21 protein-coding genes are annotated in these 21,089 nt (G+C 69.6%); 9 read left to right on the forward strand and 12 right to left on the reverse strand.

Annotation, left to right across the window (positions count from 1 at the left end):
* Nucleotides 1-7: 7 nt before the first annotated feature.
* The 9 genes from V9K99_RS16060 to V9K99_RS16100 form a co-directional block, all read right to left on the reverse strand.
* A complete protein-coding gene (locus V9K99_RS16060) occupies nt 8-919 on the reverse strand; it encodes a PEP/pyruvate-binding domain-containing protein (protein ID WP_337000195.1) in 912 nt (303 codons plus the stop codon).
* Nucleotides 920-1,036: 117 nt separating this feature from the next.
* A complete protein-coding gene (locus V9K99_RS16065) occupies nt 1,037-1,618 on the reverse strand; it encodes a hypothetical protein (protein ID WP_337323410.1) in 582 nt (193 codons plus the stop codon).
* A gap of 6 nt (nt 1,619-1,624) precedes the next feature.
* On the reverse strand, nt 1,625-2,074 hold the full coding sequence (locus tag V9K99_RS16070; protein ID WP_337000193.1) for an ATP-binding cassette domain-containing protein: 450 nt from the start codon (nt 2,072-2,074) through the stop codon (nt 1,625-1,627).
* A 434-nt stretch (nt 2,075-2,508) separates the two neighbouring features.
* A complete protein-coding gene (locus V9K99_RS16075) occupies nt 2,509-2,895 on the reverse strand; it encodes a hypothetical protein (protein ID WP_337000192.1) in 387 nt (128 codons plus the stop codon).
* Nucleotides 2,896-2,939: 44 nt separating this feature from the next.
* Nucleotides 2,940-3,182, reverse strand: a complete 243-nt coding sequence (locus V9K99_RS16080; RefSeq protein WP_337000191.1) for an SHOCT domain-containing protein — start codon at nt 3,180-3,182, stop codon at nt 2,940-2,942.
* Between the two features lie 52 nt (nt 3,183-3,234).
* Nucleotides 3,235-3,750 carry a DsrE/DsrF/DrsH-like family protein gene (locus V9K99_RS16085; RefSeq protein ID WP_337000190.1) on the reverse strand — a complete coding sequence of 172 codons (516 nt, stop codon included), beginning with the start codon at nt 3,748-3,750 and terminating at the stop codon, nt 3,235-3,237.
* Between the two features lie 13 nt (nt 3,751-3,763).
* Nucleotides 3,764-4,078 (reverse strand): TusE/DsrC/DsvC family sulfur relay protein, encoded by a 315-nt coding sequence (locus tag V9K99_RS16090; protein ID WP_337000189.1) that lies wholly within the window; start codon nt 4,076-4,078, stop codon nt 3,764-3,766.
* A 2-nt stretch (nt 4,079-4,080) separates the two neighbouring features.
* Entirely contained in the window at nt 4,081-5,337 is a 1,257-nt protein-coding gene (sqr, locus tag V9K99_RS16095) for a type III sulfide quinone reductase, selenoprotein subtype (RefSeq protein WP_337000188.1), read from the reverse strand.
* Nucleotides 5,338-5,440: 103 nt separating this feature from the next.
* A complete protein-coding gene (locus tag V9K99_RS16100) occupies nt 5,441-6,316 on the reverse strand; it encodes a universal stress protein (protein WP_337000187.1) in 876 nt (291 codons plus the stop codon).
* 197 nt (nt 6,317-6,513) lie between these two features.
* Here V9K99_RS16100 and V9K99_RS16105 point away from each other — a divergent pair, with 197 nt between their 5' ends.
* Genes V9K99_RS16105 through V9K99_RS16115 form a run of 3 tightly spaced genes read left to right on the forward strand, consistent with a single transcriptional unit; the run spans nt 6,514 to nt 9,265 of the window.
* Nucleotides 6,514-6,894, forward strand: coding sequence for a hypothetical protein (locus V9K99_RS16105; protein WP_337000186.1), 381 nt, complete (start codon nt 6,514-6,516; stop codon nt 6,892-6,894).
* A complete protein-coding gene (locus V9K99_RS16110) occupies nt 6,894-8,276 on the forward strand; it encodes an MBL fold metallo-hydrolase (protein ID WP_337000185.1) in 1,383 nt (460 codons plus the stop codon). The genes V9K99_RS16105 and V9K99_RS16110 overlap by 1 nt, the downstream gene beginning before the upstream one ends.
* A 14-nt stretch (nt 8,277-8,290) precedes the next feature.
* Nucleotides 8,291-9,265: an Acg family FMN-binding oxidoreductase gene (locus tag V9K99_RS16115; protein ID WP_337000184.1), complete on the forward strand. Its 975-nt coding sequence runs from the start codon at nt 8,291-8,293 to the stop codon at nt 9,263-9,265.
* A 56-nt stretch (nt 9,266-9,321) separates the two neighbouring features.
* Here V9K99_RS16115 and V9K99_RS16120 read toward each other — a convergent pair whose 3' ends face one another.
* The 3 genes from V9K99_RS16120 to V9K99_RS16130 all read right to left on the reverse strand — a co-directional run bounded on the left by V9K99_RS16120 (nt 9,322) and on the right by V9K99_RS16130 (nt 12,251).
* A complete protein-coding gene (locus V9K99_RS16120; protein WP_337000183.1) occupies nt 9,322-9,933 on the reverse strand; it encodes an Rv1733c family protein in 612 nt (203 codons plus the stop codon).
* Between the two features lie 285 nt (nt 9,934-10,218).
* Nucleotides 10,219-11,184 (reverse strand): Acg family FMN-binding oxidoreductase, encoded by a 966-nt coding sequence (locus tag V9K99_RS16125; RefSeq protein WP_337000182.1) that lies wholly within the window; start codon nt 11,182-11,184, stop codon nt 10,219-10,221.
* Entirely contained in the window at nt 11,181-12,251 is a 1,071-nt protein-coding gene (locus V9K99_RS16130) for a zinc-dependent alcohol dehydrogenase family protein (RefSeq protein ID WP_337000181.1), read from the reverse strand. Before V9K99_RS16130 ends, V9K99_RS16125 begins: the two co-directional genes overlap by 4 nt.
* A 192-nt stretch (nt 12,252-12,443) precedes the next feature.
* Between V9K99_RS16130 and V9K99_RS16135 the strand changes: the two genes are divergently transcribed.
* The 6 genes from V9K99_RS16135 (at nt 12,444) to V9K99_RS16160 (ending at nt 21,088) form a co-directional block, all read left to right on the forward strand.
* Nucleotides 12,444-13,316, forward strand: coding sequence for a universal stress protein (locus V9K99_RS16135; protein ID WP_337000180.1), 873 nt, complete (start codon nt 12,444-12,446; stop codon nt 13,314-13,316).
* Nucleotides 13,317-13,392: 76 nt separating this feature from the next.
* Nucleotides 13,393-15,897 carry a cation-translocating P-type ATPase gene (locus V9K99_RS16140; protein ID WP_337000179.1) on the forward strand — a complete coding sequence of 835 codons (2,505 nt, stop codon included), beginning with the start codon at nt 13,393-13,395 and terminating at the stop codon, nt 15,895-15,897.
* Nucleotides 15,894-16,904 carry a magnesium transporter gene (locus tag V9K99_RS16145; protein ID WP_337000178.1) on the forward strand — a complete coding sequence of 337 codons (1,011 nt, stop codon included), beginning with the start codon at nt 15,894-15,896 and terminating at the stop codon, nt 16,902-16,904. Before V9K99_RS16140 ends, V9K99_RS16145 begins: the two co-directional genes overlap by 4 nt.
* Before the next feature lie 164 nt (nt 16,905-17,068).
* Entirely contained in the window at nt 17,069-19,024 is a 1,956-nt protein-coding gene (locus V9K99_RS16150) for a multicopper oxidase family protein (protein ID WP_337000177.1), read from the forward strand.
* A gap of 45 nt (nt 19,025-19,069) precedes the next feature.
* Nucleotides 19,070-20,239, forward strand: coding sequence for a lysylphosphatidylglycerol synthase transmembrane domain-containing protein (locus tag V9K99_RS16155; RefSeq protein WP_337000176.1), 1,170 nt, complete (start codon nt 19,070-19,072; stop codon nt 20,237-20,239).
* A gap of 24 nt (nt 20,240-20,263) precedes the next feature.
* Nucleotides 20,264-21,088 carry a 2-oxo acid dehydrogenase subunit E2 gene (locus V9K99_RS16160; RefSeq protein WP_337000175.1) on the forward strand — a complete coding sequence of 275 codons (825 nt, stop codon included), beginning with the start codon at nt 20,264-20,266 and terminating at the stop codon, nt 21,086-21,088.
* Nucleotide 21,089: the final 1 nt, after the last annotated feature.

The raw sequence follows: 21,089 nt of genomic DNA on the forward strand, positions 1-21,089 counted from the left end.
GGAGGCGTCACGACCTCGAGTGGCGGAGTGAATACAGGTCGCCGGTCGTCCCGTCCTTGGCCCACTCGATCATCAGCGGACGGCCGCCATACCGGCTGCTCATCGTCAGCGTATGGCGCGCGAGGGCGACGACCTCGTCGTCGGTGAGGACGAGGCGTTGCCGTTCGGCCGGCTCGGTGCGGATCGCCTTGATTCCGCGCGGCTCGGCGCAGACGACCTTCATCGCCTTGCTGCCCCTGCGGGTGGTGATGAGCGGGCGCTCCGAGCGGGCGTCGAGGACCAGGTACTCGTCAGGCTCAACGCGCTCACCGATGAGCATGTCGCCCAGTCCCCAGACCGCGCTGACCCGAACGAGCCCGGGAATGTGGCCGTCCAGCAGTTCGGCCGAGCCGGAGCCGGCCAGATCCGAACGAACCATCCGCTGGACCCCGACCGAGATCGTCGCACTCAGGTGATCGACCCCGTTCTGCTCCCGCAGGCTGATGGCACGATCGGTGAACAGGACGGCGAAACAGCGCTTGCAGGCGGCGAACAGCTCCCTGCCGGTCCGCACGTTCAGGAAGATCTCGTGGTCCTCGACGAAGGTCGTTTCAGCGCTCCGCACGACGACCGGCGTACCCTCGCCGCCCAGCTGCTGATAGGCCGCGCTGATTGCCCGGCCGAGTGCGGACGGCATCTCCGCGTAGGCGAACGCCGTACGGATCGCCGCTCCCACCGCGAGCGGGTCCGCGCCGTGGCGATACCGCCTGAGCTCGCCTGCGATGAACGGCCTGATGGAGGTCGCGCGGAGGAACTCCTGGTAGGCGTCGGCGGTGACGGTGAAACCCTTCGGCATCTTGATGCCTGCGGGGCCCAGCTCACTCACCACGAGGCGGCTCGGCGCGAACCCGATCTCCTCGACACCAGTGAATCGGCTCATGTGACCCTCCCTCATCAGTTCCATTCCATCCGCACCCCGTCGAATCCAGCAGGGCCGAAGGTCCCAGGACGCACGCCGCTGGCCCTCAGCTCGGCGTGGGCTCCAGCCCACTGAGGCTCAGGGGCTCCTCGAGCTCGTCCGGAGCCGGCGGACCGCTTGCCGCCGGACGCGCCGGCGAGTGGGCTGCCAGGCCTCGAGTGGGGACCCGAGGTCCAGCCAACGTTCCATCGCGCTCGGCTGTGGCGAGACTCCCGCGAGGTGCTGCGGTTCATGCCTGCCGGCAACGACTGGGCCGGCGATTTCCGGAACAGCGGCTTCGATCGCGCCGGGCTCCGGCACGGTGATCTCGGTCGCCTCAGGAGCCAGTACGGCGGTCTCGGTCGCATCAGGCGCCAGTACGGCGGTCTCGGTCGCCTCAGGCGCCAGTACGGCGGTCTCGGTCGCCTCAGGCGCCAGTACGGCGGTCTCGGTCGCCTCAGGAGTCGGTACGGCGGTCTCGGTCGCGGCGGTCTCGGGGCGGTCGGAGAAGGTCGCGATCCGGGTGGCGTAGGCGTCGACGTCATCGATTCCGTGGGCGGTCACCAGCACCGCGGCACCCGTGGCCGCGACCTCGCGCAGCACCACGGCCAGCTCACGGCGACCGTGCTCGTCGAGGTCGGTCATCGGGTCGTCCAGCACGATCACGTCCGGCCGGTGCATCAACGCCTACACCAGGCCCAGCCGGCGCAGCTGACCCCGGCACAGCTGGCCCATCGGCCGATCCAGATCCAGCCCGAGGCGCTCGGCCAGCTCGACCGCGAACGCCGCCGTACATCCGCGCACCGCGGCGCAGATGTCCAGCACGTCCCGGGAGCTCAGCGAGCCCATCGTCTCCAGGTCCCGAACCAGGAAGCCGACCCGCGGCTTCAGCTCGTCCCGATCGGCGATCGGGTCCAGCCCCAGCACTCGAACCGACCCCTCGGCGGCCGGGCGCGCTCCGACGACGGCCTGGCTCACCGTGCTCTTGCCGGCACCGTTCGGGCCGACCAGAGCGACGACCTCGCCCCGGCGTACCCGCAGGTCGGCGATCCGCACGTCGTAGATCGACAAGCCGCTGACCACGATGACCTCGTCCAGCCTCAGGTCGGTGGTGCCCTGCTCGATGATGGTGGTCATCGCCCGCTCCCTTCCCTCGATCCTTGGGTCTGAGTCTTCCGTCCGCGGCGTGACCTGGCCCACAGTCGTCCGACCCGACCCAGCGGGCCCCAGGACCCCCAAAAGAGAGCGGCCGCGAGGGCCCAAGGTCCCGCTCTCATCGGGACCTCTCGGCCGACGCGCGGCCGGAACGCTGGAGTGGAAACGCGGCTCCGCTGCCACATGTCTGGGTGGTTGGTCTCAGCAGGAGACCAACGCGGCACCCCCACGGGCCAACTGTGGAGTCTGGCCCGTCGATCAAGGTGGGTAGCGGTCCCCAACCCACTCGATGACCACCGAAGACGGGTCGCCGGAATGCCCCGCTGTGGTGGGCCTACCTACCACAGGCAGGTGGCCGGCGCGGCGGGTGACGGCCGCGGCGGTGGGGTGCGACCGGGGTGGGGAGGATCCGTGCGCTAGTGGTTGACCGGCTTGCGGGTTTGGGGGGTGGTGGGCTTCTTCGGGCGCGGGATCGAGACGATGGTCCAGCCGGCGGCGAAGATCACCACCAGGAGGACGCGGACCGACTCCGACAGGTCGCCGGTCCAGACCGCGGTGCCCAGCACCCAGGGGAAGAACAGCAGCCAGACGAAGATCTCGGCGAACCACGGCAGGTCCCGGATCGAGCTCGCGAGCGCGTCCAGGCGGTCGGCTCGGAGCAGGACGAAGAACGCCACCCACATGCCCACCATCCAGACGAACCAGACCTTCGAGCCGGTCGTGACGCGGCCTCTCACACTCTGCGGGCGACTGCGCTCCGGATCGGTGGCGTGGCCGGGCGATTGCGGTACGTGCTCAGACATCATGGCCTCCTTCACAGGCCGGGTTGGTTCCGACGCTCCCGTCGTCAGAGATCGATCTCGTGCTCACGCAATCGCGCGCGGGCCTGGTCGAACTCGTCGCGATCCAGCTCGCCGGCGGCGTACTGGCGCTCGAGGATGTCGAGCGGAGACGGAAGCTGCTGCGGCACCGGCCGGCGCTGCCTGATCAGGTGGACGCCGATACCGACGGCACCCGCCACCAGGGCAAGCCAGACCGTCAGCGCGAGGACGATCCAGACCGCGTCCTGACCGCCCACGTCTTGCATCATGCCGACACCTCCTCGTCTCCGTCCTCGACGGCCGGGCCGCCGGGCTGACCGCTCAGATGAAGAGCAACTGGGCGCCTTCGGTCTTCTCGATGAAGTCCGCGGCGCTGATGATCCCCTCGACCTCCTCGTAGAGGTCGGACTCGTCCAGCCGCATCATGTCGGCGGACATCCGGCACGCCCACAGATGCCCACCGGAGGCGACGATCTGCTCCAGGAACTCGGGTACGTCGGGCACCCCGATGTCGTGGATCTGCTTCTTCATCTGGTGGGTCGCCATCGCGGTCATGCCGGGCAGGCCGCCGAGTCCCTGCGGCAGGTGCGTGGCGGTGTTGCCGAGCATGGTGAATTTCAGGTCGTGCATCCGCGACTTGGTGATCATGTCGAAGCCCCAGAAGGTGAAGAACAGATGCGTCTCCACCCCTTCGCCGAGAGCCGCGTTCGCGAGGATCAGGCCCGGGTAGGCCATGTCCAGATTGCCCTTCGAGCAGATGATCGCGAGCTTGCGGTCCGTGCCGGCGTCGTCGCCGAAGTCCGGGACGACCAGGGGGGCGAACTCGGTCGTGGTCATGACAGGTCCTTTCTCACACGCAGCCGCGCGGTTTCGGCAGCCCGGCGATGTAGGCCATCTTCTTGGCCGGCTTGCCGGGGAACAGCGCGAAGAGTTGCTTGACCGGGATCCCGGCCAGCGTCGACACCCGTCGCAGGGTGGCGGTCTCGCCGTGGGACGGGTAGTCGGAGCGCAGGAAGCGAATCGCCTTCCAGTGATCCTCGGTGAGCTCGATGCCGATCCGGGCGGCCAACTGCCCGGCGAGCTCTTCGGTCCATTCGCCGTACTCGGTCAGGAATCCCTCCGCGTCGACGTGGATCTGTGCGGGTCCGAGGGTGACGACAGTCATGATCAGCTCTCTTTCTCGGATCGATGGTCGGGTCGGTGTTTGCCGGTCATCGACATCAGCGTCGGCACCGGCAGCCGCCGGCCAGGCAGCAGCAGATGCCAGTAGACCCAGCGGAACGCGAGCTTGCCCCAGTGGTTGAGCTTCGTCTCGCGGAGCAGGGCCAGCGGGCCGAGCCGGCCGAACGGATAGCGTCCGGGCAACGGTTCGGTGTCGTAGTTGAAGTCGATCAGCAGGCCCTTGCCGTCGCCGGACTCGACGAAGCAGTTCGCGTGCCCGTCGAACCGGCCGGTCATCGCGAGACCCTCGGCGTACTGGCAGAAGTTCCCGGCGAAGACCTCGGCGGAGAAGTGCGCCACCGAGCCGGCCTTCGACGTCGGGATGTCGTTGGCGTCGCCGATGGCGAAGATGTCGGGGTACGCGGTCGACTGGAACGTGTGCTTGTCGACCGGGACGTAGTTCAGTTCGTCGCCCAGTCCGGAGCGGGCGACGAAATCCGCGCCCATGTTCAGCGGCACCGTGACCAGGAGGTCGAAGTCCACCTCGCGCTCGTCGTAGCTGATCAGCGTCTTGCGTACGGCGTCGATCCGCTCGACCAGGAAGTCGGCCTCGACGGTGATCTTGCGTTCGTCCAGCAGCCCGCCGAGCCGCCGGGCGGCGATCGGTTTGGTGAACGCACCGTCCAGCGGCGTCACGTAGACGATCTCGACCTGGTCCCGCATCCCTTTGGCGCGCAAGTACGACTCGGCCAGGAAGGTGAACTCCAGTGGGGCGACCGGGCACTTGATCGGCTGATCGACGATGTGCACCACCAGCCGGCCGCCGGTGAAGGCGCGCAACGCCGGCGCCAGCGCGACCGAACCGTCGAAGGTGTAGAACTCGTGGATGCTCTTGCGCCATTCGGGGCCGAGCATGCCGGGCGTCTGATCCGGCCGCGGGCTGGTGCCGGTCGCGATGACGAGCGAGTCGTAGCCGACCGCTCCCCCGCCGGCGAGCCGGACCACCTTGCGCTCGGGGTCGATCACGTCGACCTCCCCGCGCAGGAGCTGAATGCCGTTGTCGAGCAACCGCCGCCGCGATCTGACGATCTCGTCGGGCCGGTACCGTCCGAACGGGACGAACAGCAGCCCCGGCTGGTAGAGATGGACGCCGTCACGGTCCACGACCGTGATCTGCCACTCGTCGAACGCCAACCGGCGCCGAAGCTTGTTCGCCACCATCGTGCCGGCGGTGCCGGCACCCAGGATCACCAGTCGCCTCATTCTCAGTGCCTTTCGTTAGTCGGTGCCGTGCGGCCGGAGAGGTGGCGGCCGCACGGCACCTGCGGCTGGGGCGGCACGCCTCCGGGCGCGCCGCCCCAACGGATCAGGGAGTGTGAACGACGGCGATCGGGCAGGTGGCGTGGTGGAGGACGCCGCGACTGACCGAGCCGAGCAGCATCGACGTGACCCTGCGGAGGCGGCGGGCACCGACGACCAGCAGCTGGGCGTCGCCGACCTGCGCGGCGGTGACGACGCCGTCAACGGCATGGCCACGACGAACGTCGATCTCGACGGTCAGTCCCGGATGCTTCAGCCGGAGTTCGTCCGCGACGGACTCGACGTACCGCTGGGCGTTCTCGGCCCACTCGGTGCTGATCCCGGCGACGTTCATCGCATCCCAGCTGTAGATGTTGGGCAGGTCCCAGACGTGCACGATCCGCAGCGGTGCCTGCCGCTCCTCGGCAGCCGCCACCGCGAACTCGATCGCCGCGTAGTTCTCGCCGGAGTCGTCGATCGCGATCAGGACCGGACCGGCGTGGTCGCTCGGCTTCCACCCGTCCGGTACGACGACCACCGGCACGGTTGCCTGATGCACAACAGCCTCGGAGGTCGAGCCGATCAGCAGCCGCTTGAAGGCGCCCATGCCGCGCCGCCCGACGACCAGCATGACGCTGTCCTCGGCGGCCTCGGTCAGTCTGTCGGCGGGTGGACCGACCCGCAGATCGGCGTCGTGGTCCAGCCGGCTGCCTGAGGTGTCGAGGTACCGCTGGACATCGCTGACCAGATTCGTCGCCGTGTCGTCGATCACGATCGGCGACCAGTACGGCGTACCGCGAACCGCCTCGTCGATCACGTGGACCGCACGCAGCGGCTCGTGCCGAAACTCTGACTCTTGCAGCGCCCACGCGAGGGCGCCGGTCTCCCGCCAGGAACCGTCCACGCCGACGACGATCAGCCGCTTGCCGGTGCTCATCCTCATGTCCTCTCCCCTGTGGTCCTTCACTTCGATCCTTCCGCCGCCACGACGACACCGGCAGGGACCGCGGTCACCACCGGACCTGCCGAAGGGCCCGGTTAGTCGGGACCCATGCCGCTGCCCACCGGCGAGGTACGACGGCAGGCTGATACCGCGGCCACTCATGCGTCGCCGAGTCCGGTCGAGAAGGAGTACCGAGAATGAACGCCACCGATGCACTGCTGCGTGAATTCGACCGCTGGGACCAGGATCTGGGCAGACTCGAGGACGAGTATGCGGCCGGTGACTGGGCTCAACGTGAGCGGCTGATGGTCACCGCACAGCGAACCGTCGCCACCTACCGCGGCCGGATTCTTCCCCAGTTGCGGGCAGAGCAGGCGCCGGCCACGACCTACGCGCACGTGGTGGCGGACCAGCTCACCCATGCGGTCGACCTGCTCGACGATCTCCAGCGAGAGCTGGTCAGGCCCGGCCAGGCCGGCAAACTGGAGCTGCACATCAACGAGACGCTCGCGGTGATCCGGGTCCTGGGCACCGTCGTACGCCGCGTTCACCAACTCGACCACGCGAATCACTCCTGATGAGCACCGCGATCGTCACCTTCCTCGGCGCGGCCGGGACGGTGACCGGTAGCAAGTTCCTGGTGGAGAGCGCCGGACACAGGTACCTGATCGACTGCGGCCTGTTCCAGGGCGAAGCCCGGTGGCGGCGGCGGAACTGGGAGCAGTTCCCGGTCGGGCCGCGGTCGCTGGATGCCGTCGTACTCACGCATGCCCATCTGGACCATTGCGGTTACCTGCCGGCTCTGGTGCGGCAGGGATTCCGTGGGCCGGTGATCTGCTCCGCGGGTACGGCGCAAGTGGCCGCCATCGTGCTTCGTGACGCGGCCCATCTGCAGATGGAGGACGCCGCGCAGGCTCGGGTCGGTGGCTACTCCAAGCACGATCCTCCGCTGCCGCTGTTCGATCTGGCCGATGCCGAGCGAGCGATCCGGCTGTTCCGGCCGGTCGGCGAGCCCGGCCGGGTCGACCTGCCGGGCGGAGCGACGATCACGCTGTATCGGGCCGGCCACATCCTCGGCTCGACCTTCGCCGTACTGGAGCTGGACGGCCGACGGCTCGCCGTCAGCGGTGATCTCGGCCGGCCGGACCATCCGCTGTTGCGGCCGCCCGAGCCGCTCCCGTCCGCCCACGCGATCGTGGTCGAGTCGACCTACGGGAACCGGCGGCATCAGCCGATGGACCACGGCCGGCTGGGCCGGCTGATCACCTCGACCGTCCAGCGGGGCGGTGTGGTGCTGATCCCCGCCTTCGCTGTCGACCGCACCGCCGTCCTGCTGCACGAGTTGGCCGGGCTGACCCGCGACGGGCTGATCCCGCGGCTACCGGTCTACGTCAACAGCCCGATGGCGCTGGCCGCGTTGAACGTCTACCGGACCGCGGTCGAGAAGAAGTGGCCGGAACTCCGGCCCGAGATCGTCGGTGCCGGCGACCCGTTCGACCCCGGCGACCTCCGGCTGGTTCACAGCGTCGACGAGTCCATCCGGCTCAACCACGTCAACCGGCCGTGCGTCATCGTGTCCGCGTCCGGGATGGCGACCGGTGGTCGCGTGCTGCACCACCTCACCCGACTGTTGCCTGGGGCAAAGAACACGGTGCTGATGCCGGGCTACCAGGTGGCCGGCACCCGCGGCCGGCAACTGCTCGACGGTGCCCGCTCGGTCAAGATCCACGGCCGCTACGTGCCCGTCCACGCCCGCGTCGTCGACCTGCCCGAGTTCTCCGCGCACGCCGACTCCGACCAGCTCGTCGGCTGGCTGGGCACCGCGCCGGAGCCGCCCGGTACGACGTACGTCGTCCACGGCGAAGACGCACCGCGGCAGGCCCTCGCGGAGCGAATCGACAAGGAACTCGGCTGGACCGCGGTCACACCGCATCACCTCGAGCGGGTGCGCCTGTGGTGAGGAAGGAAATCGACATGCGCATCACGAACTCCGTCACCGAGGACGAGGTGGGCATCCTGCTCACCGCCGCCGGACAGGCGCCCTCGATGCACAACACCCAGCCCTGGCGGTTCGAGATCAACGGCCCGGTGATCGACGTCTTGCTGGACGCCGACCGCACCCTGCCCGCGACCGATCCGGCCAATCGCTTCGTCCGGGTCGGCCTCGGCGCCGCGGCATTCAACCTCCGCGTCGCCGCGGCCATGCTCGGCCACGAGACGACGCTGGCGATCGACCCCGATCCGGCCGTACCTGCGGTGGTGGTGCGGATCTTCCTGGCCGAGCGCAAGGTTCCGGTCGCGGGCCTCAGTTCCCTGTACGGCGAACTGGCCCGGCGCTTCACCTATCGCGGTCCGATGGTCGATCTGCCGATCTCGGCCAGGATGATGCAGCGGCTGACCGAAGCGGCGAAGGCCGAACGCGCCGACCTGCGCTGGCTCGACGACGAGGAACGCGCCGGCCTCGGTTCGATCATCCGGGATGCCGACGACCGCGACGTGCACGAGGAGGACCGGCTGCACGAGCGACTGCAGTGGATCGGCGGCGACCGCGACGCCGAAGGCGTTCCGGACTCCGTCCTCGGCCCGTTGCCGTCCCGTCCCGCGCCAGTCCGGGACCTGTCCGCGGGCCTCGACGTCCCACACCGCGACCAGGCGGCCTTCGAGCCGACGCCGATCATCGCGGTGCTCGGCACCGTCGACGACGACGAGCGGGCCTGGGTCCGGGCCGGTATGGCGCTGCAGCGGATGTTACTCACGGCAACTTCCTACGACCTGGCGGCCTCGTTCCTCAACCAGGCAGTCGAGTACCCGACCTTGCGCGACCAGGTCCGGACGCTGATCGGCCGCGACAGCTGGCCCCAGTTGATCATCCGCATCGGCTATCCGGCCGAGGGCTCCGGCCTGACACCTCGCCGGCCGTGGAACGAAACGCTGAACTACCGGCGATGATCAACAAAGAACTGGACCTGGCCCCTTCCGGGTCAAGTCCAGTTGAGTTTGCTGTCTCACCCCTGCGACTGGCGCCAGCGCGCGGCGACCTGCTCCCACTCGCGTTCCCAGTCCCGCATCCGGCGCCGGTTCAGCGGTACGACGGCCAACCGGGCCAGGCCGGCGATGAGCAGCCACGACATGATCGCCACAGTCACACCGGCCGCACCGCCAATCGCGGCGCTGTCACCGGGCGGACGCGGCGGAGCAGTGATCGCCCCCGAGCTGTCCAGCCAGATCGTCACCTCGGTGTCCTTCTTCGTCCCGATGGCGACGTTCGTATGTCCTTCCTGCGGCCAGCCCGCCTGGTCGATCCACGTCACCCGGACCCGCGATGTCACTTGACCCGGTGCGGTGGGGACCGCGGTCTCGGTGTTCTCGAGCGTCCGCGCCTGCACCTGGGTGAGTACCGCCCGACGCTGCGCCGCGGAGTTCTCGCTCGAGTTCCGGACCGCCGTCCCCAATGCGGCGGCGATAGGGATCATCAGCAGCGCGACCAGGATCGCGCACGCCAAGATCATGGACTCGAGTCTGTCGACCCGGCGGCGGAGCGGATTGCGGCCGATCCCGAGCCGGCGCGCCTGCATCAGCACCCACAGCTCCCCGGCCCTGTTTCGGTCGACGCTCATCGCGAACTCCTCGGTGATCTGTTGACGAATACGGCCGGCTCGCCGGGATGCGGTGCCGTCCTGATGACGGTGGATCTCGTGGCCCGTTGTGTTGACGGCCACCCTTTGTCTGTCCGCTCCCGGCGAGCCGGTCAGCTCCCCTGCATCTCCAAGGTGCCTCCCGGCCACCACTCGCAGGCAGGGCCGAAGGTCCCCGTCCACCGGGACGACAGACCGGTCTCCGAGTGGTCTTCGGGCGCGCTGCACCGGACGCTGGATCACGTGGCACCACCCGCGGCTGAAACCTCAGTCCAGCAGCACGTCGGTAATCGGCCGGCGCGGGGTCGGTGGCACCGGCGGACCGTAGCCGAACCGGATGACCGCCTGCGGGCGATGCCAAGTCCCGAGCGGGTCGTTGATGAGCCATCGCAGCGCTTCGTGCTCGACCGCCTGATTGAGCAGCGACGTCGAGACTCCGTGTGCGGTGGCCTCGAGCAGGACTCGCTGCAACGCCTGACCTGCCCGCAGCCAGGCGATCGGGCCGTCATGGATCGTCGAGAGCAGGGCCAACTGGGGGTCCCGCTCGAAATCGGCCACCATCCGGTTGACGTCGGCCGGTGTCGCTGCCAGGTCCCTGGCCGGCGACGTCCCGCCCACGGTCCGCGGGCCGAGTGCACTCGACGGGACGCCATCCGCGACTCGGTCTCCCCCGACCCAGCGGCGCCGCTCCGCTGTTCGCGCGTGGTCCTCGTCATCTGCCAGTCCCGCGTCGTTAGTTGCCAGCTGCATCCACTTGCGGCGGGCCGGCGCCGTCAGCCATTGCAGCTCCGCGCCCTCCAGCCCGGCGGTCAGGTCCAGCAGCCGGCGCACGTCCGCCGGCACTTGCTCGTCGCTGTACGGCTCCCGATTCGTTCTCCGCAACTCGATGTACGGCGCCAGTTGCCGCAACCGCTTCACCTCGGCGCCGGCCGCGGTCAACTCGACCTCGGCGACCAGATCCGGCCTGCTCCGGTCGAAGACGCTGCGTGCTTCCGCGCCGTACCCCAACTCGGCCGCGCCGACCCGCAGGTTGAAGACCGCGGCACCCAGCGACAGGTGCAGCATCCGCCGATCCGGATCCTCCGCGGGCAACTCCCGGTCGCGATCGCGGTGCACCTCCACCACCCAGCCACGGAAGCGGAACCGCCACGGCTGGGTGTTGTGCATGGATGGAGCCGCGACGGCCGCCCGAAGCAGCGCGTCGCGGTCCTTGACGGTCAGGGCCGGCATCATGTCCCGTGCTTCTCCGGCTCCATGCCCTGCTCGGTGAACAAGGCAACCTTCAGCGCACCGGTCTCGCCGGCCCGGCTGAAGATGTCGTACGCGTCCTGCATCTCGTCCAGTCCGAAACGGTGCGTGATCAGGCCCGGCATCGCCAGCCGGCCCGCTGCCAGCATCGACAGCAGCCGCGGTGTCGCCGCGGTGTCGACCAGCCCGGTGGTGATGGTGATGTCCTTGATCCACAGGTCTTCCAGGTGCAGCGTCACGGGAGCACCGTGCACGCCGACATTGGCGACCACGCCGCCCGGACGCACCACCTCTGCGCACAACTCGAAGGTGGCCGGTACGCCGACCGCCTCGATCGCGACGTCGGCCCCCAGGCCACCGGTCAGCCCGCGGATCGCCTCGACCACATCCTCGTCCGGGGCCAGCGCCACGTCGGCACCATGGTCGAGCGCGGCCTTGCGGCGAGAGTCGGCCAGGTCGACGACGATGATCTGGGACGGGCTGAACAGCTTGCTGGTCGTGATCGCGGCCAGGCCGATCGGTCCCGCACCCACGATGACGACCGTGTCGCCGGGCCGCACCCGGCCGTTGATCGTGCCGACCTCGTACGCAGTCGGCAGGATGTCGGCCAGCAGCAGCGCCGCCTCGTCGGTCACGTTGTCCGGCAGCTTGTACACGGAACGGTCAGCGAACGGCACCCGGACCTGCTCGGCCTGCGTCCCGTCGATCAGGTGGCCGAGGATCCAGCCACCCCCACCGAGGCACTGTCCGTACCGGCCTTGGCGGCAGTACTCGCACCGGCCGCACGAGGTGATGCACGAGATCAGGACCCGGTCACCGACAGCCACTCCCCTCACACCGGCGCCGACAGCGGTGATCGTGCCGACCGCCTCGTGGCCGAGGATCCGGCCGTGCGCCACGGACGGTACGTCGCCCTTCAGGATGTGCAGGTCCGTACCGCAGATGGTGACGGCGTCGACCCTGACGATCGCGTCCTCCGGATCCTGGATCACCGGATCCGGCATCTCCCGCCAGCTGCGCTGTCCGGGACCGTTGTAAACAAGCGCCTTCATGGTCGACCGTCCCTTCACAGATCGAAGTACTCCTCAGCTCGACCATCGCCGCCGCAGGGCCCGGCCAGCAGAGCCCAAACACACCTGCCGGACGGGACCTTGGTCGGCTCTCCCCGGGCCCTTCCGCCCTACCCGCGCCGGCCGGCGCGGGATGGACTGTCCCTGGAGCCATACCGAGCGAGAGGCCCCGAGATGTCCGCGCAGCCACCACCGCCAGTCGTCGTAGGGATCGATGGGTCCCGCGACGGTCTGCTGGCGCTCGAGTGGGCCGTCAGGTTCGCCGGTCAGCGGCAGTTGCCCCTGCGTGCCGTCTACGTCGTCGACGATGCACGCACGCTTCCACCGGCCGTCGCGACCGCACCCGACGACGGCTCGGAGGCCGCCGAAGAAGCAGCCGACGAGCTGTTCAGACTGGGCTTCACCGCCGGTTCGGTCGAAGTCAGGCACGGTGATCCCGCGATGCGGTTGGTGGAGCTGGCCGCCCACGCCAGTGCGCTGGTGATCGGCCGCCGGGGCATGGGCGGATTCGCCGAACTCGTCCTGGGTTCCACCTCGCAGGTCTGTGCCGCCCTCGCCCCGGGCACTCTGATCGTCGTACCGGACAGCTGGCAACCCGACGCGGCCGCGCAGGGCCGCGTCCTGGTCGGGGTGGACGGATCCGCCGACTGCCAGGCCGCGCTGGGGTTCGCCTTCGAAACCGCCGCCCAGCAGGATTCCGAACTACTGGCCGTGCACGCCGCACACCTGCCCGAGACCTTCCCGCCACCCGACGTCTGGCTGGACCCAGACGACCAGCCCTGGACGGCACGAGCAGAGGCCCTCGTCGCCGTGTCGCTGGCCGGCTGGCGGGAGAAGTACCCCGAGGTCGTGGTCAGAACCCGCTGCACGAGCGGGCATCCGGTGCAACTGCTCGCCTGCGAGTCCGCCCGCGCCGACCTCGTGGTCGTGGGCGGCCGGGGTCAGACCCAGTTCAGTCCGCTGCGGATGGGCTCGGTGTCACGAGGCCTCCTCCACCACAGCCAATGCCCCGTCGCCGTGATCCACCCCGAGGAGTGCACCGCGTGAGCGAGCGAAGCGAGGTCACCATCATGCACAGCGTCTCTCGTGCCTCATCCGCGCCCGGAGCGAAGCGAGGACGCGGATGAGTCTCAACGTGTCGGTCCCTGATGGTCTGACCGACGTCGAAGCCCGCCGGACACTGGCCGACCACGGCCCCAACACCATTGCCTCCGCCAAACCGCCGTCGCCCGTGTTCCGGTTCGTCGCGCAGCTCCGGGATCCGATGATCTTGCTGTTGCTCGGCGCCGCGGTGCTGACCGCGACACTGCACGACCTCACCGACCTCGCGGTGATCCTGATCGTGATCGTGCTGAACACCACTGTCGGGGTGATCCAGGAGCTGAGGGCCGAACGCGCGTTGGCGGCTCTGCATCGCCTTGCCGCACCACAGGCGACCGTACTGCGCTCCGGCCGGGCCACCGTGATCCTGGCGGCCGAGGTCGTCCCGGGCGACCTGGTCCTGCTCGAGGCCGGTGACATCGTGCCGGCTGATCTCCAGTTGGCCCGGGCAGTCCGGCTGCAGACCGACGAGGCCGCTCTCACCGGCGAGTCCGTCCCGGTCGAGAAGGACGTCGACGACGAGGTGTTCGCCGGCACGGTGGTGACTCGTGGACGCGGATCCGGCGTGGTCTCCCGGACAGGTCCGGACAGCGCTCTCGGCCGGATCGCGGAACTGATCTCCGGCCAGCGGCCACGACCCACCCCGCTGCAGGTGCGGCTCACCTCACTCAGCCGGATTCTCAGCCTGGTGGCGTTGGCGTTGTCGGGGATCGTCGCCGTGGCGGGTCTACTACGCGGTCTTCCGGTCGCTGACATGCTCGTGACCGCGGTGAGCCTGACGGTGGCCGCCGTACCGGAGTCTCTGCCTGCCGTCGTCACCCTCGCCCTGGCGATCGGCGCCCATCGGATGGCGCGGCGGTCCGCCGTCGTACGACAGCTGCCGGCTGTCGAGACGCTCGGCTCGGTGACCGTGGTGGCCGCGGACAAGACCGGTACGCTGACCGAAGGTGTCATGCTGGCCGAGCGGCTCTGGACCGAGCACGGCGAATTCATTGCCAGCGGCAAGGGGTACGCACCGGACGGCGAATTGCTCCCGCTGGGTGCGGCCGAACCACCGGACCGGCTCCTCCGAGACGTTGCTCTGTGCAACGACGCCGATCTCCGGCCACCCGGCCCGGACCAGCCGGACTGGCAGCCGTTGGGCGACCCGACCGAGGCTGCCCTGCTCACCCTGGCGCTGCGTGGCGGAACCGACCCCGCGGACGTCCGGGCCACCTACCCGAGGATCGCGGAGCTCCCGTTCGACAGCAACCGCAAGCGGATGACCACGTTCCACGAACTGCCCGAAGGGGAACTGGTCGTCGGCAAGGGCGCACCCGAGGTCATCCTGGATCCCGCCGTCACGCCGTACGGCGATCTCGACGCCGCCCGGGCGATCGCCGCGGAACTGACGGCCGACGGGTACCGCGTGCTCGCGATCGCCGACCGGATCCTGCCACCTGGCGCGAGCCGCATCGAGGACGGTCTCCGGCTCGCCGGGCTGGTGGCACTGACCGACCCTGTCCGCCACAACGCCGCCGACGTGATCACCTCGTTCGGCCAGGCCGGGGTCGATCTCCTGCTGATCACCGGTGACGCCCCGGGAACGGCACGGGCGGTGGCAGAGCGGGTCGGTCTCCGTGCGGACGACGTGGTCACCGGTTCCGACATCGACGCGGGTGCCGACCCGGCCGACGGACGGGTGTACGCCCGGATCCGGCCGGAACAGAAACTCGACATCGTCAGCGCCTGGCAGCGGGCGGGCCACGTGGTGGCGATGACTGGCGACGGAGTCAACGACGCTCCGGCGTTGCGGCGCGCGGACATCGGCGTTGCCATGGGCAAGGACGGCACCGAGGTCGCCCGGCAGGCGGCCGACCTGATCCTCACCAACGACGACCTCGGCACGGTCGTGGCCGCGATCGAAGAGGGGCGCCGGATCTACGCCAACGTGCGGACGTTCCTGCGCTACGCGCTCAGCGGCGGTCTGGCCGAAGTACTCGTCATGCTGATCGGGCCGATGCTCGGCCTCGCCGTACCACTGGTGCCGGCGCAGATCCTCTGGATCAACATGCTGACCCACGGTCTGCCCGGTGTCGCGATCGGCGCCGAGCCTGCGGATCCGCAGGCGATGCGGCGCGGGCCGCGCGCACCGGACGAGCAGGTCCTCGGCGCCGGCCTCTGGCAGCGGATCGCCTGGACCGGCGCGCTGATCGCGGCCGTCACCCTGGCTTCGGCGATCTGGGCCCGCTCCACCGCGGTGCCCTGGCAGACGATGACCTATCTCGTCCTCGGTCTGGCCCAGCTCGGCGTCGCCATCGCGCTGCGGCGGCCTCGCCCCCAGGGTGAGCGCCGGCTGCGGTTCCTCGACGTCGCCGTCGCGGGTGCGCTCGTGGCGCAATGCGGGCCGCTGTTCGTGTCGCCGCTGCGCGATCTGCTCCACCTGCAACCGTTGTCGGCCTCGCAGTTCGCCATCGCCGCGGCCTTCGCGGTCCTCCCCGGCCTGGTCGTGGCGATCCGCCGGATCCTGAAAGCACAGAAGCCATGACCGAGACAACTGAGGCCCGCAGAAAGGGACCGCAGCCGCCATCGGAATCGCCCAAACTGCTCGAGACGGCCGCTCATCACGCGTCGACCGCTGTGCCCACGGCAGGTCCCGATGACCTCGCCGGAGAGGTACTGCGCGGGCTGACCGGTCGCACCTTCGACAGTGCGGCCGTCGTCGCGGTCAGTGCGAACGACCGCCTGGTCGGCGTGGTGACGATGGAGCGCCTCCTGGCCGCTGATCCGGCCACCCCGCTGCGCGCGGTGATGGACCCGGACCCACCGATCGTTGCCCCCGGCACCGATCAGGAGCGGGCCGCCTGGCAGGCAGTGAAACATGGCGAACCCGGCCTCGCCGTCGTCGACGCCGACGGGCGGTTCCATGGCCTGATCGCGCCCCAACGCCTGCTCGCCGTACTCCTGGCCGAACACGACGAGGACCTGGCCCGGCTCGGCGGCTTCCTCCGGACGACCGCGGAAGCACGGACGGCCAGCACCGAGCCGGTCACGCACCGCCTGTGGCACCGGCTCCCCTGGCTCCTGGTCGGACTGGCCGGCGCACTCGCTGCCGCCGGCATCGTCGGGGCCTTCGAACGGACGCTGGAGCGCAACGTCCTGATCGCCTTCTTCATCCCGGGCGTCGTGTACATCGCCGACGCGATCGGCGCCCAGACCGTGGCGCTGGTGGTCCGGGGTCTGTCCATCGGCGTGGGCATCCGCCGCGTCGCGGTCCGCGAGATCATCACCGGGCTGCTCGTCGGCGCCATCCTCGGCGTGCTCTCAGGGCCGGTGATCTGGCTGCTCTGGCACGACGCCGAAATGGCGCTCGCGGTGGGCCTCGCGATCTTCGCGGCGTCCGCCATCGCCACTCTGATCGCCATGGCGCTGCCCTGGCTGTTCAACCGGCTCGGCGTGGATCCCGCGTTCGGGTCCGGCCCGCTGGCCACCGTGATCCAGGATCTGCTCTCCATCGTGGTCTATTTCGCCACCGTCACCCTGCTGGTGCCCTGATGCCCCGGCTGGGCCGGCCCGGCGAGGCCGAAATGCTCCGTGACCCGGGACCTTTGGCTGTCCCAATCCGCGCGCCGGTGGTGGACAGTGGATACCAGACCTGGGGCACGGGGAGGGGTGCCGGCGGACAGGCCCGGCATCGCACAAGGGTGTAGGGGGTCGTGATGCAGGGATTGACTCGCCGCCGTCTGTTGCAGGTGTGCGGCGCCGCGGGAGTGACCATGGTGGTCCCGCTGCAGTTCTCCGGTTCGGCCGGGGCAACGGTCCGGGGTTCCCGGGCCGGCGTACTGGAGCCCCTGACCATCCCGAAGTACGTGACACCGCTCGTCATACCACCGGCGATGCCAACCACCACGCGCGGCGCGGTGGACTACTACGAGATCGCGGTGCGACAGTTCGACCAGCAGATCCTGCCGGCCGGAATGCCCGCTACGACCGTCTGGAGCTACGGGTCGGCCAACCATCCCGGCACGTTCAACTACCCTGCCTTCACGATCGAGGCCTCCTATCGCAGACCGGTCCGGGTGCGCTGGATCAACGACCTGGTGGATGCACAAGGCAACTACTTGCCCCATCTGCTGCCGGTCGACCCGACGCTGCACTGGGCCAACCCGCCCGGCGGTGCGGACGGCCGCGACTCACGGCCGACGTTCGAGGTCACGCCGGGCCCGTACGACGGGCCGGTGCCGCTGATCACCCACGTGCACGGAGCGCACACCGCGGACCACAACGACGGCTTCGCCGAGGCGTGGTACCTGCCGGATGCCGCGAACATCCCGGCCGGCTACGCGACCACCGGGACGTTCTACGACTACTTCGCCGCGAGATCACCGCTCGGGACCAGCTGGCGCCCGGGTGATGCTGTGTTCGAGTACCCGAACGACCAGCGTCCGGCCACGCTCTGGTACCACGACCACACCCTCGGCATGACCCGATCCAACGTCTACGCCGGGCCGGCGGGCTTCTACCTGGTGCGTCGCGGCCCGGGCGATCTGCCGGACGCCGTACTGCCCGGACCGGCCCCGCGGCTCGGTGACCCGGCCGGCACCCGGTACTACGAGATCCCGCTCGCCATCCAGGACCGTTCGTTCGCCGCGGACGGCTCGCTGTCGTACCCGGACACCCGGGAGTTCTTCGACCAGTTCCCCGGCCCGTACGTGCCGGACAGCGACGTCCCGCCGATCTGGAACCCGGAGTTCTTCGCCGACACGATCGTGGTGAACGGCAAGACCTGGCCGCGCCTGGAGGTCGAGCCGCGGCGCTACCGGTTCCGGCTGCTCAACGGCTGCAACTCGCGGTTCCTCATCCTGGCTCTGTCCACCGACCCGGTCGCCCGGCCCGTTGTCCCCGCCATGCCGTTCTGGCAGATCGGAGCCGAAGGCGGATTCCTGCCGGCCCCGGTCCGGCGGTCGCAATTGCTGATCGCACCCGCCGAACGGATCGACACGATCGTGGACTTCACCGGACTGGCCCCCGGCACCGAGCTCTACCTCGTGAACCTCGGCCCGGACGAGCCATTCGGGGAGCTCACCGACCCGCCGGAACCGTTCGCCGATCCACAGACCACTGGTCAGGTGATGAAGCTCGTCGTCGTACCGCTGGCGTCACGGGACACCAGCGTGCCACCGAACCGGTTGCGGCTGCCCGCGTTCAAGCCGCTCGGCCCGGCGAGCACCGTCCGGGCGGTATCGCTCAACGAGGAGGCGAGCAGCGTTCCCGGATTCGACGGCCCGATCGCCGCGATGCTCGGCACGATGAGTGCCGCCGGTGAGCCCGTCCCGCTGGGCTGGGCCGACTCGATCACCGAGAACCCGGCCACCGGCGCGGTGGAGATCTGGGAGCTGCACAACTTCACTGAGGACGCGCACCCGATCCACATCCACGAGGTGCAGTTCCAGGTCGTCGACCGACGGCCCTTCGAAGGTCCGGTCCGCGGACCGGACCCGGGCGAGACGGGGTTCAAGGACACCGTGATCGCGTATCCGGGCGAAGTGACCCGGGTGAAGGCGCTGTTCGACATTCCCGGCCTGTTCGTCTGGCACTGCCACATCGTCGAGCACGAGGACAACGAGATGATGCGCCCGTACCACGTGGGTCCGCTGCCGCCCGACCTGCCCTGAGCCCGGGACGGCACGCTCCGTGGAGGTGACTGGAAGGAGAACGACATGACGCGCCGGCGGCGGCAGACCGGTGATCCGGCCGCGCCGCCGAGTCGCGTGCCGCGGCGGAAGTGGCGGGTGGTTCTCGGATGGGCCCGCAGTGTGGTCGGACTGGTCCTGCTGATCGCGGTGGTGGACTATCTGATCCTGCCCCGGCTGGCGGGCACGGAACAGTCATTGCGCCTGCTCGAAGGTGTCGGCCTGTGGTGGGTCGGGGTGGGAATCGCGCTCGAGGCGCTCAGCCTCACCTGCTACTCGATGATCACCCGCAGCGTGCTGCGGACGAGTCCGCCACGCTTCAACTGGCTGCTCCGCAGCGATCTGACCGGGTACGGCGTCGGTCGCGTGGTCCCCGGCGGGGGCGCCACCGCGGCCGCGCTCCGCTATCGGCTCCTCGTCTCCGGTGGCGCCAGGCCCAAGGACGTCACCGCGGCCATCGCTCTGCAGGGAATCGGGTGCACCCTGGCCCTGGCCGCGATTCTCTGGATCACCCTCATCCCCGCGATGCTGTTCTACGGCCCGACGGCGCCGTACCTGATCGTGTGGCTGATCGGCGCTGTGCTCAGCGTCTGCGGGCTGATCGCCGTACGGGAGAGATCCCGGCTGGCCAGACCTGCCCTCCGGGTTCTCCGACTCGGACTGCGCGGACTTCCCCGGCGGCTGCGGCCGGCGGTTCAAGCAGCCGCGCTGCAACTCCGCCTGCTGCTGGCCGATCGGGAGGTACGGCGTTCCTTCGCACTGTGGGCCACAGCGAACTGGCTGCTCGACGCCGCCTCGCTGTGGTTCTTCCTCGTCGCCTTCGGTCAGGTGATGGACCCCGTCGCGCTGCTGCTCGTCTACAGCATCGCCAGCCTGCTTGCGGTGCTGCCGATCACTCCAGGTGGAATCGGCATCATTGAGGGAGTGCTGATCCCTGGCCTGCTGGGGTTCGGCGTTCCTGGCGGTGTCGCGGTCCTGGGGGTCGTATCCTGGCGGCTGTTCCAGTACTGGGCACCGGTCCCTGTCGCCGGTCTCTGCTATCTCTCCCTTCGCACGCCTGGCTGGCGTGACCGGGTCCCCAGCCATTCACCACCGACGCGCGACGGCGATCCTTCGCGATCAGGTGCCGAAGGTCCCGATCCGCAGGACCGAATGGCCGGTGCGGGCAGCCACGGAGCAGACACATGCTCGAGGTAGACGATCCGATCCGGAGGTGGCCTCGTGCATCATCAGGACTCGAAGGTCGTGCCGGTCCCCTGGTTCCGCCGGCTCGTCATCGACACCGGCCGGACCGCTAACCGGCGGCACGCCGTCCACGGCCTGATCGAGGTCGACGTGACGGCGGCCCGTGCGGCGCTGCGCGCGCATCGCGCGAACACCGGCGAGGCCCTGTCGTTCACCGCGTTCGTGATCGCGTGCGTCGCGCGTGCGGTCGCCGCTGAGCCGACCGTTCAGGCGCACCGCGACCTCCGCGGCCGCGAGGTGATCTTCGAGCACGTCGACATCGGCCTCCCGGTCGAGGTCACGCTGGAAGGGGCTCCCTTCGCCTTCACGCACGTCGTCCGCGATGCAAGCGAGCGCTCGGTGCTGGACATTCACCACGAGATCCGCGCGGTCAAGGCCGATCCGAGCCGGAGTCCGACGGTCCGCAAGGCCGGCTGGGCACGTGCCTACCTGCTCCTGCCCGCCTTCGTGCGCACGGGGTTGCTCGGCGCGCTGCACCGGTTGCCGGAACGCCAGCGTGCGCTGGCCGGCACCGTCGGCATCACCGCGGTCGGCATGTTCGGCGCCGGCGGCGGGTGGGGTATCGCTTTCCAGGTCCACACCCTCGACATCGTCATCGGCGGCATCACCGTCCGCCCGGCCCTTTGCGCTGGGCAACTGATCGAGCGGGAGTGGCTGCAGCTCACCATCAGCGTCGACCACGACATCGTCGACGGAGCCCCAGCAGCGCGGTTCGTCCACCGTCTTCGCGAGTTGCTGACGTCCGCCGACGGCCTGCCGACCACTCAGGCGTCCGCCTCTGAACAACACCAGCCATCCTGAC

The sequence above is a fragment of the Kribbella sp. CCNWLW201 genome, from assembly GCF_037203805.1.
Lineage (GTDB): Bacteria > Actinomycetota > Actinomycetes > Propionibacteriales > Kribbellaceae > Kribbella.

What these genes read in the sequence shown, in the direction of transcription:
- V9K99_RS16110 (WP_337000185.1), top strand. Translation starts at nt 6,894, where the DNA reads ATGAGCACCGCGATCGTCACCTTCCTCGGCGCGGCCGGGACGGTGACC.
- V9K99_RS16125 (WP_337000182.1), bottom strand. Translation starts at nt 11,184, where the DNA reads ATGATGCCGGCCCTGACCGTCAAGGACCGCGACGCGCTGCTTCGGGCG.
- V9K99_RS16085 (WP_337000190.1), bottom strand. Translation starts at nt 3,750, where the DNA reads ATGACCACGACCGAGTTCGCCCCCCTGGTCGTCCCGGACTTCGGCGAC.
- V9K99_RS16150 (WP_337000177.1), top strand. Translation starts at nt 17,069, where the DNA reads ATGCAGGGATTGACTCGCCGCCGTCTGTTGCAGGTGTGCGGCGCCGCG.
- V9K99_RS16100 (WP_337000187.1), bottom strand. Translation starts at nt 6,316, where the DNA reads ATGAGGATGAGCACCGGCAAGCGGCTGATCGTCGTCGGCGTGGACGGT.
- V9K99_RS16090 (WP_337000189.1), bottom strand. Translation starts at nt 4,078, where the DNA reads ATGACTGTCGTCACCCTCGGACCCGCACAGATCCACGTCGACGCGGAG.
- V9K99_RS16070 (WP_337000193.1), bottom strand. Translation starts at nt 2,074, where the DNA reads ATGACCACCATCATCGAGCAGGGCACCACCGACCTGAGGCTGGACGAG.
- V9K99_RS16135 (WP_337000180.1), top strand. Translation starts at nt 12,444, where the DNA reads ATGTCCGCGCAGCCACCACCGCCAGTCGTCGTAGGGATCGATGGGTCC.
- V9K99_RS16060 (WP_337000195.1), bottom strand. Translation starts at nt 919, where the DNA reads ATGAGCCGATTCACTGGTGTCGAGGAGATCGGGTTCGCGCCGAGCCGC.
- V9K99_RS16140 (WP_337000179.1), top strand. Translation starts at nt 13,393, where the DNA reads ATGAGTCTCAACGTGTCGGTCCCTGATGGTCTGACCGACGTCGAAGCC.
- V9K99_RS16075 (WP_337000192.1), bottom strand. Translation starts at nt 2,895, where the DNA reads ATGTCTGAGCACGTACCGCAATCGCCCGGCCACGCCACCGATCCGGAG.
- V9K99_RS16115 (WP_337000184.1), top strand. Translation starts at nt 8,291, where the DNA reads ATGCGCATCACGAACTCCGTCACCGAGGACGAGGTGGGCATCCTGCTC.
- V9K99_RS16065 (WP_337323410.1), bottom strand. Translation starts at nt 1,618, where the DNA reads ATGCACCGGCCGGACGTGATCGTGCTGGACGACCCGATGACCGACCTC.
- V9K99_RS16080 (WP_337000191.1), bottom strand. Translation starts at nt 3,182, where the DNA reads ATGATGCAAGACGTGGGCGGTCAGGACGCGGTCTGGATCGTCCTCGCG.
- sqr (WP_337000188.1), bottom strand. Translation starts at nt 5,337, where the DNA reads ATGAGGCGACTGGTGATCCTGGGTGCCGGCACCGCCGGCACGATGGTG.
- V9K99_RS16145 (WP_337000178.1), top strand. Translation starts at nt 15,894, where the DNA reads ATGACCGAGACAACTGAGGCCCGCAGAAAGGGACCGCAGCCGCCATCG.
- V9K99_RS16120 (WP_337000183.1), bottom strand. Translation starts at nt 9,933, where the DNA reads ATGAGCGTCGACCGAAACAGGGCCGGGGAGCTGTGGGTGCTGATGCAG.
- V9K99_RS16130 (WP_337000181.1), bottom strand. Translation starts at nt 12,251, where the DNA reads ATGAAGGCGCTTGTTTACAACGGTCCCGGACAGCGCAGCTGGCGGGAG.
- V9K99_RS16155 (WP_337000176.1), top strand. Translation starts at nt 19,070, where the DNA reads ATGACGCGCCGGCGGCGGCAGACCGGTGATCCGGCCGCGCCGCCGAGT.
- V9K99_RS16105 (WP_337000186.1), top strand. Translation starts at nt 6,514, where the DNA reads ATGAACGCCACCGATGCACTGCTGCGTGAATTCGACCGCTGGGACCAG.